Source organism: Quadrisphaera sp. DSM 44207 (assembly GCF_900101335.1).
GTDB lineage: Bacteria > Actinomycetota > Actinomycetes > Actinomycetales > Quadrisphaeraceae > DSM-44207.
The window spans coordinates 529,545-543,141 of sequence record NZ_FNKA01000003.1 but is presented as its reverse complement, the minus strand read 5'-3'; the positions used below and the strand labels follow the sequence as shown (position 1 = coordinate 543,141).

The 13,597-nt window shown below is 75.0% G+C and carries 15 protein-coding genes; 3 read left to right on the top strand and 12 right to left on the bottom strand.

Annotated features, from left to right (window positions below; translation table 11 throughout):
- Window positions 1–66 precede the first annotated feature (66 nt).
- The gene (locus BLS82_RS12920; RefSeq protein WP_218123889.1) at window positions 67–843 is read left to right on the top strand and encodes a methyltransferase domain-containing protein; all 777 of its coding nucleotides are present in this window, start codon (window positions 67–69) and stop codon (window positions 841–843) included.
- 52 nt (window positions 844–895) lie between these two features.
- Here the strand turns inward: BLS82_RS12920 and BLS82_RS12915 are convergent, their stop codons facing one another.
- From BLS82_RS12915 to BLS82_RS12905, 4 genes are all read right to left on the bottom strand, one after another.
- The gene (locus BLS82_RS12915) at window positions 896–1,705 is read right to left on the bottom strand and encodes an amino acid ABC transporter ATP-binding protein (protein WP_092866525.1); all 810 of its coding nucleotides are present in this window, start codon (window positions 1,703–1,705) and stop codon (window positions 896–898) included.
- The gene (locus BLS82_RS16115) at window positions 1,702–2,412 is read right to left on the bottom strand and encodes an amino acid ABC transporter permease (RefSeq protein WP_304442017.1); all 711 of its coding nucleotides are present in this window, start codon (window positions 2,410–2,412) and stop codon (window positions 1,702–1,704) included. Before BLS82_RS16115 ends, BLS82_RS12915 begins: the two co-directional genes overlap by 4 nt.
- Window positions 2,413–2,417: 5 nt before the next feature.
- Window positions 2,418–3,230 carry an amino acid ABC transporter substrate-binding protein gene (locus BLS82_RS16110; protein WP_218123888.1) on the bottom strand — a complete coding sequence of 271 codons (813 nt, stop codon included), beginning with the start codon at window positions 3,228–3,230 and terminating at the stop codon, window positions 2,418–2,420.
- A 164-nt stretch (window positions 3,231–3,394) separates the two neighbouring features.
- Window positions 3,395–3,721: a hypothetical protein gene (locus tag BLS82_RS12905; RefSeq protein ID WP_176819091.1), complete on the bottom strand. Its 327-nt coding sequence runs from the start codon at window positions 3,719–3,721 to the stop codon at window positions 3,395–3,397.
- Window positions 3,722–3,763: 42 nt separating this feature from the next.
- Between BLS82_RS12905 and nucS the strand changes: the two genes are divergently transcribed.
- On the top strand, window positions 3,764–4,459 hold the full coding sequence (gene nucS / locus BLS82_RS12900) for an endonuclease NucS (RefSeq protein ID WP_092866522.1): 696 nt from the start codon (window positions 3,764–3,766) through the stop codon (window positions 4,457–4,459).
- A 28-nt stretch (window positions 4,460–4,487) separates the two neighbouring features.
- Here nucS and BLS82_RS12895 read toward each other — a convergent pair whose 3' ends face one another.
- A complete protein-coding gene (locus BLS82_RS12895) occupies window positions 4,488–6,461 on the bottom strand; it encodes a Na+/H+ antiporter (protein ID WP_255378321.1) in 1,974 nt (657 codons plus the stop codon).
- Between the two features lie 85 nt (window positions 6,462–6,546).
- Window positions 6,547–6,873: an STAS domain-containing protein gene (locus BLS82_RS12890; RefSeq protein ID WP_176819090.1), complete on the bottom strand. Its 327-nt coding sequence runs from the start codon at window positions 6,871–6,873 to the stop codon at window positions 6,547–6,549.
- A gap of 132 nt (window positions 6,874–7,005) precedes the next feature.
- Here BLS82_RS12890 and BLS82_RS12885 point away from each other — a divergent pair, with 132 nt between their 5' ends.
- A complete protein-coding gene (locus BLS82_RS12885) occupies window positions 7,006–7,335 on the top strand; it encodes a hypothetical protein (RefSeq protein ID WP_255378320.1) in 330 nt (109 codons plus the stop codon).
- A 68-nt stretch (window positions 7,336–7,403) separates the two neighbouring features.
- Here the strand turns inward: BLS82_RS12885 and murA are convergent, their stop codons facing one another.
- From murA to atpA, 6 genes are read right to left on the bottom strand one after another with little or no spacing between them, the layout of a single operon-like run.
- Window positions 7,404–8,708, bottom strand: a complete 1,305-nt coding sequence (murA, locus tag BLS82_RS12875) for a UDP-N-acetylglucosamine 1-carboxyvinyltransferase (protein ID WP_092866517.1) — start codon at window positions 8,706–8,708, stop codon at window positions 7,404–7,406.
- Complete coding sequence (locus tag BLS82_RS12870) at window positions 8,709–9,158, bottom strand: DUF2550 domain-containing protein (RefSeq protein ID WP_092867028.1); 450 nt, start codon at window positions 9,156–9,158, stop codon at window positions 8,709–8,711.
- Between the two features lie 25 nt (window positions 9,159–9,183).
- On the bottom strand, window positions 9,184–9,471 hold the full coding sequence (locus BLS82_RS12865; protein WP_092866514.1) for a F0F1 ATP synthase subunit epsilon: 288 nt from the start codon (window positions 9,469–9,471) through the stop codon (window positions 9,184–9,186).
- Complete coding sequence (gene atpD, locus BLS82_RS12860; protein ID WP_092866511.1) at window positions 9,468–10,937, bottom strand: F0F1 ATP synthase subunit beta; 1,470 nt, start codon at window positions 10,935–10,937, stop codon at window positions 9,468–9,470. Before atpD ends, BLS82_RS12865 begins: the two co-directional genes overlap by 4 nt.
- A 31-nt stretch (window positions 10,938–10,968) precedes the next feature.
- Window positions 10,969–11,868 carry a F0F1 ATP synthase subunit gamma gene (locus BLS82_RS12855; RefSeq protein WP_092866508.1) on the bottom strand — a complete coding sequence of 300 codons (900 nt, stop codon included), beginning with the start codon at window positions 11,866–11,868 and terminating at the stop codon, window positions 10,969–10,971.
- Between the two features lie 58 nt (window positions 11,869–11,926).
- A complete protein-coding gene (gene atpA / locus BLS82_RS12850; protein WP_092866505.1) occupies window positions 11,927–13,558 on the bottom strand; it encodes a F0F1 ATP synthase subunit alpha in 1,632 nt (543 codons plus the stop codon).
- Window positions 13,559–13,597: the final 39 nt, after the last annotated feature.

Genomic DNA, 13,597 nt, shown 5'->3' with positions numbered 1-13,597 from the left:
AGCCCGGTGGCTGCGGCCTCGGGGGTGCGTCCTCCTCCCGCCGCGCCGGGTCGACGAGGAGGACCGGTGTCCCCGTTCGAGATCCACGGCACCACCCCGGCCCGGGCCGGGAGCATCGGGCCGGTGCTGGTCAGCGCCCGCTCCTTCGCCGAGTACTCGGCGATGTTCGCCCTGACCGAGCAGGACCTGACCGACCTGGCCGCTTCCCGCAGGCGGGTCCTGGACTGCCCCGGCGGGGCGGCGGGCTTCACCGCCGGCGCCGCGGCCCGCGGCGTCGACGCCACCGCGGTCGACCCCGCCTACCCCGGTGCCGAGCCGGACGCCGCGAGCCGGGCCGCCGCGCTGGCGGCGCTGGGGGCCCACGCCGTGCAGGAGGCGATGCGCGGCAACGCCTTCGTGCGCGCCCACGCCCACCGCTACGTGTGGACGTGGTTCCCCGACCCCGCCGACCACCTGCGCCAGCGGGTCGCCGCGGCGCGCGCCTTCACCGCCGACGCCCGGGCCCACCCGGAGCGGTACCTGCCCGGTGCGCTGCCCTCCCTGCCCTTCCCCGACTCCTCCTTCGACCTCGTCCTCTCCTCCCACCTGCTCTTCACCTACGCCGACCGCCTCGACGAGGCCTTCCACCTGGCCGCTCTGCGCGAGCTGGTGCGGGTCGCCGCCGGGCAGGTGCGCGTCTTCCCCCTCCTGCAGCACGCCGACGGCATGCGCTACCCGCACCTGGACCGCCTGCTGAGCGCGCTGGCCGGCAGCGGGATCGACGCGCAGGTGCGGTCGACCGGCGGGTACGAGCTCCAGCGCGGCGGCGGGGAGCTGCTCGTCCTCGCTCGGGGCGGCGCCTGACGGCGCCGGCCCGGGCGGGAGCGCGCGCCCGACCACCAGCGGGTCGCCGACCTCACAGCGGGTCGAGGACGCGGCGCAGGAACCGGCGGGTGCGCTCCTCGCGCGGGGCGCCGATGACCTGGGCGGGCGGCCCGGACTCCACGACCACCCCGCCGTCCACGAACAGCACCCGGTCGGCGACGGAGGAGGCGAAGCGCATCTCGTGGGTGACGACGACCATCGTCCAGCCCTCGGTGGCGAGGTCCTTCATGACGGTGAGGACCTCGCCGACGAGCTCGGGGTCGAGCGCGGACGTCGGCTCGTCGAAGAGCACCACCCGGGGCCGGATCGCCAGCGCCCGGGCGATGCCGACGCGCTGCTGCTGCCCGCCGGACAGCTGCGAGGGGTGCTGGTCGGCCTTGCCGGCCAGCCCCACCTGCTCCAGGAGGGCCAGCGCGTCGGCGCGCGCCTGCTCCACCGGGCGCCTCTGCACGACGACCGGGCCCTCGAGGACGTTCTGCAGCACGGTCATGTGCGGGAAGAGGTTGTGGGACTGGAAGACCATCCCGCTCTGGGCGCGCAGGCGCGCGGCCCGCCGCCGCGCCGTGCGCCGGTCGGCGGGGACGGAGAAGTCGACCTCGACGTCGCCGACGCGCACCACGCCGGCGTCGGGGGTCTCCAGCGCGTTCAGGCAGCGCAGCACCGTCGTCTTGCCCGACCCCGACGGGCCGATGACGCACGTGACCGACCCGGCCGGCACGTCCAGGTCGATGCCGCACAGCACGTGGTTGTCCCCGAAGGACTTCTCCAGCCCCCGGGCGGAGACCAGCGGCTCGGAGGCGCGCGCGGCGGGGCGCGGGTCGGCACCGGACGGAGTGCTCATGCGGCCACGGACCGGTCGAGGCGGGTCTCCAGCCGCGACTGCAGCACCGACAGCGCCAGGCACACGACCCAGTAGTAGACGGCCGCGATCGAGTACAGGGTGAAGAACTCGAAGGTCGGCGCGGCGATCTCCTGGGCCCGCCGCAGCAGCTCGGTGACGAGGATCGTCGAGGCCAGCGAGGTGTCCTTCACGAGGGAGATCAGGGTGTTGGACAGCGGCGGCACCGCGACCCGCGCGGCCTGCGGCAGGACGACGCGGCGCAGGGCCGTGGAGTAGCCCATCCCGACGGTCGCGGCGGCCTCCCACTGGCCGCGGGGGACGGCGAGGATCGAGGCGCGCACCACCTCCGAGGCGTACCCGCCGACGTTGAGGGTGAGCGCGATGACCGCGCTGGGGAACGGGTCGAGCGTCACCCCGAACGACGGCAGGCCGTAGAAGATGAGGAACAGCTGCACGAGCAGCGGCGTGCCGCGGATCACCGACACGTACGCCCGCGCCAGGCCCGCGACCGGCCCCGCGGGCGAGAGCCGCATCAGGGCCACGACCAGCGCGAGCGCCAGGCCGAGGACGAAGCTGACCACCGTCAGCGGGATGGTGCCCCGCACCAGCCCCTCCAGCAGCGGCAGCCACGACTCCTGCACCAGCAGCCACGTCGCCTCCGCCTCCGAGGCGGCGGGGGCGGAGGCGACCCCGTCCAGCGCGGTCACCGGGCTCAGCTCGAGACGTCCTCGCCGAACCACTCGGTGGAGATCTGCGCCAGGGTGCCGTCGGCGCGCATCTCCTCCAGGACGGCGTCGACGTCGTCGGCCAGCCCGGAGCCCTTGCGGAAGGCGAACGCCTGCTCGGTCTGGTCGTCGGTGCGGGCGGCGATCTTCACGCTGGTGTCCCCGCTGGTCTCCAGGTAGTTGAGCACCGCGAGGTCGTCGTTGATGGTCAGGTCGACGCGGTCCTGCTGCAGCAGGGCGACGGTCTGGGTGAAGCCCTCGACGGTCTCCACGCTCGCCCCGGCCTCCCGGGCGATCTCGGCCCAGTTGCTCGTGGCGGTCTGGGCAGCGGTCCTGCCCGCGACGTCCGCGAGGCTCGTGACCGAGGTGTCGTCGGCGCGGGTGACGATCGCGCCGGTGGAGACGGTGTAGGGGGCGGAGAAGTCGTAGAGGCCCTGGCGCTCCTCGGTGATCGAGACCTGGTTGGCGACGACGTCGTAGCGCTCGGCCTCCAGGCCCGCGAAGATCGCGTCCCAGGGCACCTCGGAGAACTCCACCTCGACCCCGAGCCGCTCGGCGACCTCGGTGACGACCTCGACGTCGTACCCGGTCAGCTCGTTGGTCGCCGGGTCGTGGAAGCTGAACGGGGAGTAGGTGCCCTCGGTGCCGACCCGCAGCACGCCCTCCTCCTGCACCTGCGCCGCCAGGTCCTCCTCCGCGCCGGAGGACGCCGAGCCCGACCCGGAGCCCTCGCCGCCACCGCAGGCGGCCAGGGCCAGGACGAGCGCGGGGACGGCGACGGCGGTGGCTCTGCGGAACATCGGGCGGTCTCCTCGGGCGGTGGCCTGCACGTGGCCGACGGGTGCGACGCGGACAGGGGCCTGCAACACCGGAGGCGCCGGTTCCCATCCTCGACCGTCGCGTCGCGCTCGGCCACGCGGGCAGCGCGCCGCCGTGCCCGTCACCGTCCCCGCCGGCGTGCTCGTCACCGCGGCCGGCGACGGCCCCGGGCCGACCAGCAGGAGCGGTGCCAGTGGCGCCGGGAGCCGATCGCGGCGTCCGGGCCGAGCAGGTCGTCGCCGGGCCAGGTGACCACGTGCGGGGTGCCCGGCGGGATCACCTGGTCGCAGCCCGGGCAGCGGTAGGCCTTGGCCGCCGCCGCGCCCGGCACGGTGCGCACGTGCCACTCGCCGTCACCGGCCCGCTCGTAGCCCCAGCCGCTGACGCCGGCCAGGCCCTCGTCCTCCTGCGCCCGCGCCGGCCGCGTCGGCCCGGCACCGCGGCGCGGGCGGGGGCGGTTCGAGCGCGGCACGCGCCCATGCTCGCAGGTGGCAGCGGCGTAGGCTCGGCCCTCGTGCGCCTCGTCATCGCCCGGTGCTCGGTCGACTACGAGGGCCGGCTCACGGCCCACCTGCCGCTCGCGACCCGCCTGCTGCTCGTCAAGGCCGACGGCAGCGTGCTCGTGCACTCCGACGGCGGCTCGTACAAGCCGCTGAACTGGATGAGCCCGCCCGCCACCCTGGCCGTCGAGCCCGCCGAGGGCGAGCGCGCCGCGGCCGGCGCCGAGCAGGTGTGGACGGTGCGCTCGGGCAGGACCGACGACTGCCTCGTCGTCGCGGTCCACGAGGTGCTGCACGACTCCAGCCACGACCTCGGCGTCGACCCCGGCCTCGTCAAGGACGGCGTCGAGGCCCACCTGCAGCGCCTGCTGGCCGAGCAGGTCGGGCTCCTCGGCGAGGGGCACGTGCTCGTGCGCCGCGAGTACCCCACCGCCATCGGCCCGGTCGACCTGCTCGTCCGGGCACCGGGCGGGGGCACGGTCGCGGTGGAGGTCAAGCGTCGCGGTGAGATCGACGGCGTGGAGCAGCTGACGCGCTACCTGGAGCTGCTCAACCGCGACCCCCTCATCGCGCCCGTCACGGGCGTCTTCGCCGCGCAGGAGATCAAGCCGCAGGCGCGCGTGCTGGCGGGCGACCGCGGCATCCGGTGCGTGCTGCTCGACTACGACGCGCTGCGCGGGGTCGACGACCCCTCCGCCCGCCTGTTCTGAGGCCCGCGGCTGCCGCGCGGCACGCGCGTCAGCCGAGCTCGGAGTGCACGTAGCACCAGCGCCAGGCCTCGCCCGGCTCGGCGCTGCGCATCACCGGGTGGCCGGTGGCCTCGAAGTGGCGCGTGGCGTGACGGCGCGGCGAGGAGTCGCAGCAGCCCACGTACCCGCAGGTCAGGCACCGGCGCAGCGCGGTCCAGCCGGCGCTGGTGCCCTCCTCGCGGCACCCGGCGCAGTCCAGGGGCCGCGAGCGCTCGGCCGCCTCCAGCGGGAGCCCGTCCGCGCCCCCGGGAGCCGCCCGCAGCTCCGGGCACGCGCTGCCGGGAGCGCCGGGAGGACGCGTCCCCACCACCGCGCGCGCCGGCGCGCCGGTGCGCGCGTCCGCGTCGAGGTCCAGCAGGGCGCGCAGGACCCCGCTGGAGGCCTGCTCGGTGACGGAGCGGTCCAGCAGCGACTCCTCGACGTCGAGGACCTCCTGCACCCGGCGCAGCACCTCGTGCGGCACCACGCGCTCGTCGCGCAGGCGCACCAGCGACGCGCGCTCGGCCTCGAGCATCGCCCGGCGCAGCCGCGCGTACTGCACGGTCGGCGGCTCGCGCCCGTCCAGGGAGCCCAGCCGCTCCCACAGGGCGTCCGCCCGGCCGCCGGAGCGCTCCCTCAGCTGCTCCAGCACCTGGGGCGGCACGTCGGGGGTCAGCAGCTCCTCCAGCCGGGCCAGGCCGGCGCGGTGGGCCTGCTGGAGGGCGGCGGCCTCCAGCAGGGCGTCCTGCGCCGGGTCCGGGCCGGGCAGCCCGAGGCGGCGCACCAGCCACGGCAGCGTGGCGCCCTGGCCCAGCAGGGTGGCCGCGGCCACCACGAACGCCGCGAGGACGAGCACCTCCCGGTAGGGCGTGCCCTGCGGGAGGGCGAAGACCGCCGCCAGGGTGACCACGCCGCGCATCCCGGCCCACGAGATGACGGCGAGCGAGCGCGCGTCCGGCACCGGCTCGCGGTGGCCCGGCGGCGTCAGCCGGCGGATCACCGCGGCCGCGGCGTACACCCACGCCGGGCGCACGAGCACCGTGGTCGCCAGCACCGCCGCGCACACCAGCGCCGTGCGCGCCAGGGGGACGTCGCTGGCGGCGACGGCGACGACGACGTCGTCCGCCTGCAGGCCGATGAGGAGGAAGACGGCGTTCTCCAGCAGGAACTGGATCGTGCGCCAGTTGGTCTGCTCCGACAGCCGGGCCGCGCCGCTGAGCTGGGTCAGCGAGGAGTGGCTGAGCAGCAGGCCCGTGACGACCACGGCCAGCACGCCCGAGGCGCCGAGGTGCTCGGCCGGCAGGTACGCGACGAACGGCGCGAGCAGGGAGACGGCGGTGGAGAGCACCGCGTCGGAGGTGCGCGCGCGCACGCGGCCGAGCACCCACGCGGTCGCGGCGCCGACGAGGAAGCCGCCGCCGGCGCTGACGGCGAAGTCGCCCAGCGTGCCGGCCCAGCTGACGCTGCCGGCGGCGCCCGCGGCCAGCGCCGTGCGCAGGCACACCAGGGCGGTGGCGTCGTTGACGAGGCTCTCGCCCTCCAGGACCGTGACCACGCGGCGGGGCATGCCGATGCCGCGCGCCACGGCGGTGGCGGCCACGGCGTCCGGCGGGGCGACCACGGCGCCCAGCGCGAAGGCGGCCCACAGGGGCACCGGCAGCAGCGCCGCCACCACCGCCCCCACCACGAGGGTGGTGACGACCACCAGGCCCACCGAGAGCAGGGTGATGCCCCGCCGGTTGCTCGTGAAGTCCGTCAGGGAGGAGCGGATCGCCGCGGCGTACAGCAGCGGCGGGAGCACGCCCTCGAGCACGACGTGCGGCTCCAGGGGGACCGTGGGCACCCACGGGACCACCGCGGCGACGGCGCCGACGACCAGGAGGACGAGGGGGGCGGGGTAGCGGAACCGCTCGGCGAGCCCCGCGACGAGCGTGGTCGCGGCGGCGACGCCGACCAGCAGGCCGATGCCGCCGCTCTCCTCCACCGGGAGGATCCTCTCCCACCGGCGGGGAGCTCGCGCGACGACGATCGCGCTGCGGCGTCACCGCGGCGGCGTCACCGGGGCAGCGTCACCGGGGCAGCGGCGCGCCTCGCGGGACGGACTGCAGGTGCAGGACGCGGTGCAGCCGGCTGCGCAGCAGCGCGCGGGCCACGGCCGAGCCCACGCCGGCCAGCTCGAGGCGGCGCCCGCGGCGCTCGGCGATCCGGTGCGCCGTCAGCAGCATCGCCAGGCCGGCCGTGTCGCACGCCGGCACGCAGGAGAGGTCGAGGACGAGCACCCCGGTGCCGGCGCCGATGGCCTCGTGCACCGCCTCGCGGGCGGAGGCCACGGCGCGCAGGGACAGCCGCCCGCGCAGGCGCAGGAGCTGCCCGGGCACGAGCGGCAGGACGTCCACGGCGGCTCCTCGCGACGGCGCCACGACGACCCGTGGTGCGGCTGTGACTGATGGTACTGGTGGGACAGCTGTGTCGAGGGACGGCGCGCCCGCACGGCTCGACGGTGCGCGGCGGCGGAGGGAGGATGGGTCGTGCTCGCGTCCGGTGCTCCCAGCTCGTTGCTGGAGTACTGGTTCGCCCCCCTGCTCGCCTTCGCGATGGTCGGGGTGCTCGCCCTGCTGCTGCGCTGGACGTTCAGCCGCGGCGCCTCCCTGGTCACCCGCCGTCCCGTGCGCGGGCGCGCCGACGAGTACGGGCTCCTGGTCGTGGTCAGCGAGCCGGCGACCTTCGTGGAGGCGGAGCTGCAGCGCCGGCAGCTGGTGGACGCGGGCGTGCGGGCCACCCTCGCGCCGACCACGGACGGCCCGCGCGTGCTCGTCTTCCCCGAGGACGAGGGCGTCGCCCGCGCCCTGCTGCGCTGAGCCGGCCGTCCCGGGCCCTCAGTCGGGCCCTCTCGACGGGGCCCTCGACCGGGCCCTCAGCCGGGCCCTCAGCCGGGCCCGGGCAGCGGCAGGCTGCCGGGGCTGCGCTGCACCCGCTCCACGCGCGCCCCGAGGGCGGCGAGCTGCGGCACGAACGCGTCGTAGCCGCGGTCGAGGTGCTGGACGCCGCTGACCTCGGTCACGCCGTCCGCCACCAACCCCGCCACCACCAGCGCCGCGCCGGCGCGGATGTCGCTGGCCTCCACCGGTGCCCCCGACAGCGCCGGGCGCCCCCGCACGAGCACGTGGTGGCCCTCCACCCGCACGTCGGCGCCGAGGCGGGCGATCTCGGGCACGAAGCGGAACCGGGCCTCGAACAGGTTCTCCGTCACCACCGCCGAGCCCTCCGAGACCGCGCCGAGCACCAGCGCGAACGGCTGCAGGTCGGTGGGGAAGCCCGGGTAGGGCAGCGTGGCGACGTCGACCGCGCGCGGGCGCCGCGGCGGGCGCGGGCCGAGCACCCGCAGCCCGTCCCCGGTCGGCACCACCTCGACACCGGCCAGGGTGAGCTTGTCGAGGACGAGGCCGAGGTGCTCGGCCCGGGCGCCGCGCACGTGCACGTCGCCGCCCGCGGCCGCCGCCGCGTAGGCCCACGTGCCGGCCACGATCCGGTCCGGCACCACCCGGTGCTGCACCGGGCGCAGCCTCGCGACGCCCTCGACGCGCAGCTGGGAGGTGCCGACGCCCTCGATGCGCGCCCCCATCGCCGACAGCATCCGCGCGAGGTCGACGACCTCCGGCTCGCGGGCGGCGTTGTCGAGCACGGTGGTGCCCTCGGCGAGGACCGCGGCCGTGAGGAGGTTCTCGGTGGCGCCCACGGAGGGGAAGGCCAGCGGCACGAGCGCCCCGCGCAGCCCCCGCGGCGCGCGCGCGACGAGGTAGCCGTGCGCGACGTCCACCTCCGCGCCGAGCTGGCGCAGCCCGTCCACGTGCAGGTCGAGGCCCCGGGAGCCGATGGCGTCGCCGCCGGGCAGCGCGACGTCGACCTCCCCCACCCGCGCCAGCAGCGGCCCGAGCACGCTGATGGAGGCCCGCATGGCGCGCACCAGCTCGTAGTCCGCGCGGTGCCCGACCTGCTCGGGCACGTCGACCGCGACCCGCCGGGCGGGCGCGTCCTGCTCGACGCGGCAGCCCAGGCGGCGCAGCAGCTCCGCCATGATCGTGACGTCGAGGATGTCGGGGACGTCGTGCAGCACCGTCCCCCCCGGCGCCAGCAGCGCCGCCGCCATGAGCTTCAGGGCGCTGTTCTTCGCGCCCGGGACGGTGACCTCGCCCTCCAGGCGCGCGCCGCCCTCGACGCGGACGACCTCCACTCAGGTCACCCGCGACCGCGGTCCGGGCGGCGCGGCCTCCAGCCACGACGCGAAGCCCGTGTAGGCCTCCTGGGTCATCGCCAGCTCCAGCGGCCGCCCCCGCAGGCAGCAGCGCACGACCACGGCGTCGGGCAGGACGGCGTCGACCTCGCCGTGACCGGGCGGGCGGCGCTCCACGACCGACAGGTCGTCGCGCGCCCAGGTGCCGCCCGGGCGCGGCGAGAGGGAGAACACCTTCCACCAGTCGACCCGGTCGCTGCCGAAGCGGGCCACGCCCTGGGACCACCCGCGCCCCTGCCGGCCCCGGCCCGCCCGGGCGCCGGGACGGCCCTGCAGCCGCACCGAGCAGTCGAACGCGCCCCTGGTGCGGGTCAGCAACCAGCGGCGCAGCGCGAAGAGGACGAGGACCAGGACGACGAGCGCTGCTGCGACGGCGACCGCCAGCACCAGCTGCTCCACGCCCGGTCCTGCGCCCTCAGCGCGACGCCGCGCTTCGGGACGACCCGCCGTCCACGGTGACGCGCTCGGCGACCACGAGCACCGTGTCGTGCTCGATGGAGAGGAAGCCGCCGTCCACGGTGGCGACCACCGCCGAGCCGCTCTCCGGCTCGATCCGCACCTCACCGGGCACCAGGACGGCGAGCGTCGGCTGGTGCCCGGTGAGGACGCCGAGCTCGCCGTCCGTGGTGCGGGCGACGACCAGGCTGGCCCGCCCCTCCCACACCTGGCGCTCGGCGGAGACGACCTGGACGGCCAGGCTCACTGGCCGGTCTCCTTCTGGATCTGCGCCCACTTGCGCTCGACGTCCTCGATGCCGCCGACGTTGAAGAACGCCTGCTCGGCCACGTGGTCGTAGTCGCCGTCCGCGATGGCCTTGAAGGAGGTGATGGTCTCCTGCAGCGGCACCGTGGAGCCCTCGACGCCGGTGAACTTCTCGGCCATGTACGTGTTCTGCGAGAGGAACTGCTGCAGGCGCCGCGCGCGGTTGACGACGATCTTGTCCTCCTCGGACAGCTCGTCGACGCCGAGGATCGCGATGATGTCCTGCAGCTCCTTGTTGCGCTGCAGGATCTGCTTCACGCGCGTGGCCGTCTCGTAGTGCGCCTGGCCCAGGTAGCGCGGGTCGAGGATGCGGGACGTGGAGGCCAGCGGGTCCACCGCGGGGTACAGGCCGCGCGAGGCGATCTCGCGCGAGAGCTCCGTGGTGGCGTCCAGGTGCGCGAACGTCGTCGCCGGCGCCGGGTCGGTGTAGTCGTCCGCCGGCACGTAGATCGCCTGCAGCGAGGTGATGGAGTGGCCGCGGGTGGAGGTGATCCGCTCCTGCAGCACGCCCATCTCGTCGGCGAGGTTCGGCTGGTAGCCCACGGCCGAGGGCATGCGCCCGAGCAGCGTGGAGACCTCCGAGCCGGCCTGCGTGAACCGGAAGATGTTGTCGATGAACAGCAGCACGTCGCGCTGCTGGACGTCGCGGAAGTACTCGGCCATCGTCAGCGCCGACAGCGCCACGCGCAGGCGGGTGCCCGGCGGCTCGTCCATCTGCCCGAAGACCAGCGCCGTCTTGTCGAAGACGCCGGCCTCCGTCATCTCCGCGATCAGGTCGTTGCCCTCGCGGGTGCGCTCCCCGACGCCGGCGAACACCGACACGCCGCCGTGGTTCTGCGCGACGCGCTGGATCATCTCCTGGATCAGCACGGTCTTGCCCACGCCCGCGCCGCCGAACAGGCCGATCTTGCCGCCCTGCACGTACGGGGTGAGCAGGTCGATGACCTTGATGCCGGTCTCGAACATCGTGGTCTTCGACTCGAGCTGGTCGAACGCGGGCGCCTTGCGGTGGATCGGCCACCGCTCGGTGATCTCCAGCCGCTCGCCCTCCTCGAGGTCCAGCGGCTGGCCGATCGTGTTGAACACGTGGCCGAGGGTGACGTCGCCGACGGGCACGCTGATCGGCGCGCCGGTGTCGGTGACCTCCATGCCGCGCACGAGGCCGTCGGTCGGCCGCAGCGCGATGGTGCGCACGACGTTGTCACCGACGTGCTGGGCGACCTCGAGGGTCAGCGTGGTCCGGCTGCCGAGGAGGTCGAACTCGACCTCGAGGGCGTTGTAGATGTCCGGGACGGCGTCCTGCGGGAACTCGACGTCGACGACCGGGCCGGTGACGCGGACGATGCGCCCGGCCCCGCGCCCCTCGGTGCGCGTGTCGAGCTCGGTGGCGGTGGCGGTGGCGGTCATGGCTGGTCCTCCTGGTGGTCCGGACCCGTGCTCAACGGGCGGCGGTCAGCGCGTCGGCGCCGCTGACGATCTCGGTGATCTCCTGGGTGATCTCCGCCTGGCGCGCCTGGTTGGCCAACCGGGTGAACTGGCGGATGAGGTCCTCGGCGTTGTCACCGGCGGACTTCATGGCGCGCTGGCGTGCGGCGTGCTCGCTGGCCGCCGCCTGCAGCAGCGCGTTGTAGATGCGGGCGCTGACGTACCGCGGCAGCAGCGCGTCGAGCACCTGCTCCACGTCGGGCTCGAACTCGTAGAGCGGCAGCAGCTCGTCCGGCGAGGGCGCCTCCACGCCCTCGACGACCTCCAGCGGCAGCAGCCGGATGACGTGCGGGGTCTGCGTGACCATGTTGACGAAGCGGGTGTAGACGACGTGGAGCTCGTCCACCCCGCCCGCCTCGCCGCCGCGCAGGAACTGGTCGACCAGCAGCTCGCCGACCTCGCCGGCGATCTCGTAGGTCGGGGACTCCGAGGAGCCCGTCCAGCTCTTCGCCAGCGCCCGGCGCCGGAACCGGTAGTACGCCTCGCCCTTGCGGCCGGCGACGTACAGCTCCGGCTCCACGCCCCGCTCGCGCAGGCCCGCCTGCAGGCGCTCGGCCTCGCGGATGGCGTTGGAGGAGTACGCCCCCGCCATGCCGCGGTCGCTGGTGACGACCAGGACCGCGGCGCGGCGGGGGTCCTCCCGCTCTGTGACCAGCGGGTGCTCGGCGTCGGTGTAGGTCGCCACCGCCGACACCGCGCGGGTCAGCGCCCGCGCGTACGGGGAGGAGGCCGCCACCGCCGAGCGGGCGCGGGTGATCCGGGACGTCGCGATGAGCTCCATCGCGCGGAAGATCTTCTGCATGGACCGCGTGGAGCGGATCCTCCCGCGGTACTCCCGCAGCTGACCTGACATCTCGTCCGTCCCGTCCTTCGCCGGTGACCCGTGCTGCTCGTGACCGTCCGCGCCCGCCTCAGCGGGCCTGGCGGACGATCCGCTCCTGCTGGACGTCGGCGTCCTGGCCGTCGCCCTGCTCCTGCGCCGGTGCGCCGCCGCCGTCCGCGGAGGCCCGGAAGCCCTGCGTGAACCGGGCCACCTCGGTCTCCAGCGCCTGGATCGTGTCGTCGGAGAACTGGCCCGTCTCGCGGATGACCGGCAGCGCGACGTCGTGGCGGCGCAGGTGGTCGAGGAACTCGCGCTCGAAGCGGCGCACGTCCTCCACCGGCACCGGGTCCAGCTTGCCGGTGGTGCCCATCCAGATGGACACCACCTGCTCCTCGACCGGGAACGGGCTGTACTGGGGCTGCTTGAGCAGCTCCATCAGCCGCTGGCCGCGGGAGAGCTGGTTGCGCGAGGCCGCGTCGAGGTCGGAGGCGAACATCGCGAACGCCTCCAGCGAGCGGTACTGCGCGAGGTCGATCTTCAGCGTGCCGGAGACCTTCTTCATCGCCTTGATCTGCGCGTCGCCGCCGACGCGGGAGACCGAGACGCCGACGTTGACCGCCGGGCGCTGGTTGGCGTTGAACAGGTCGGACTCGAGGAAGATCTGCCCGTCGGTGATGGAGATGACGTTCGTCGGGATGTACGCCGAGACGTCGTTCGCCTTCGTCTCGATCAGCGGCAGGCCGGTCATCGACCCGGCCCCCAGCTCGTCGGACAGCTTCGCGCAGCGCTCCAGCAGGCGGGAGTGCAGGTAGAAGACGTCCCCGGGGTACGCCTCGCGGCCCGGCGGGCGGCGCAGCAGCAGCGAGACCGCGCGGTAGGCCTCGGCCTGCTTCGACAGGTCGTCGAAGACGATGAGGACGTGCTTGCCGCCGTACATCCAGTGCTGGCCGATGGCCGAGCCGGTGTAGGGGGCCAGGTACTTGAACCCGGCGGGGTCGGAGGCCGGGGCCGCCACGATGGTCGTGTACTCCATCGCGCCGGCGTCCTCGAGGGCCCCGCGCACGCTGGCGATCGTCGAGCCCTTCTGGCCGACGGCGACGTAGATGCAGCGGACCTGCTTCGTGGGGTCGCCCGACTCCCAGTCGGCCTTCTGGTTGATGATCGTGTCGATGCACACGGCGGTCTTGCCGACCTGGCGGTCGCCGATGACCAGCTGGCGCTGGCCGCGGCCGATCGGGGTCATGGCGTCGATCGCCTTGATGCCGGTCTGCAGCGGCTCGTGCACCGACTTGCGCTGCACCACCGACGGCGCCTGCAGCTCCAGGGCGCGCCGGGCCTCGGCGACGATCTCGCCGCGGCCGTCGAGCGGGTTGCCCAGGGGGTCCACGACGCGGCCGAGGAAGGCGTCGCCGACCGGCACGGAGAGGATCTCCCCGGTGCGGTGCACGGTCTGGCCGGCGTCGATGCCGCGGAACTCGCCGAGCACGACGACGCCGATCTCGCGGTCCTCGAGGTTCTGCGCGAGGCCGAGCGTGCCGTCCTCGAAGCGCAGCAGCTCGTTGGCCATGACGCTGGGCAGGCCCTCGACGCGGGCGATGCCGTCGCCGGCCTCGGTGACGACCCCGACCTCCTCGCGCGAGGCCGCGTCGGGGGTGTAGGAGGAGACGAACTCCTCGAGGGCGTCCCGGATCTCCTCCGGCCGGATGGTCAGCTCCGCCATCGTCTGTCCCTGCTCTCTGCTCTGGTGCGGTGCTCGGGT

What these genes read in the sequence shown, in the direction of transcription:
- BLS82_RS12915 (WP_092866525.1), bottom strand. Translation starts at nt 1,705, where the DNA reads ATGAGCACTCCGTCCGGTGCCGACCCGCGCCCCGCCGCGCGCGCCTCC.
- atpD (WP_092866511.1), bottom strand. Translation starts at nt 10,937, where the DNA reads ATGACCGCCACCGCCACCGCCACCGAGCTCGACACGCGCACCGAGGGG.
- BLS82_RS16110 (WP_218123888.1), bottom strand. Translation starts at nt 3,230, where the DNA reads ATGTTCCGCAGAGCCACCGCCGTCGCCGTCCCCGCGCTCGTCCTGGCC.
- atpA (WP_092866505.1), bottom strand. Translation starts at nt 13,558, where the DNA reads ATGGCGGAGCTGACCATCCGGCCGGAGGAGATCCGGGACGCCCTCGAG.
- BLS82_RS12855 (WP_092866508.1), bottom strand. Translation starts at nt 11,868, where the DNA reads ATGTCAGGTCAGCTGCGGGAGTACCGCGGGAGGATCCGCTCCACGCGG.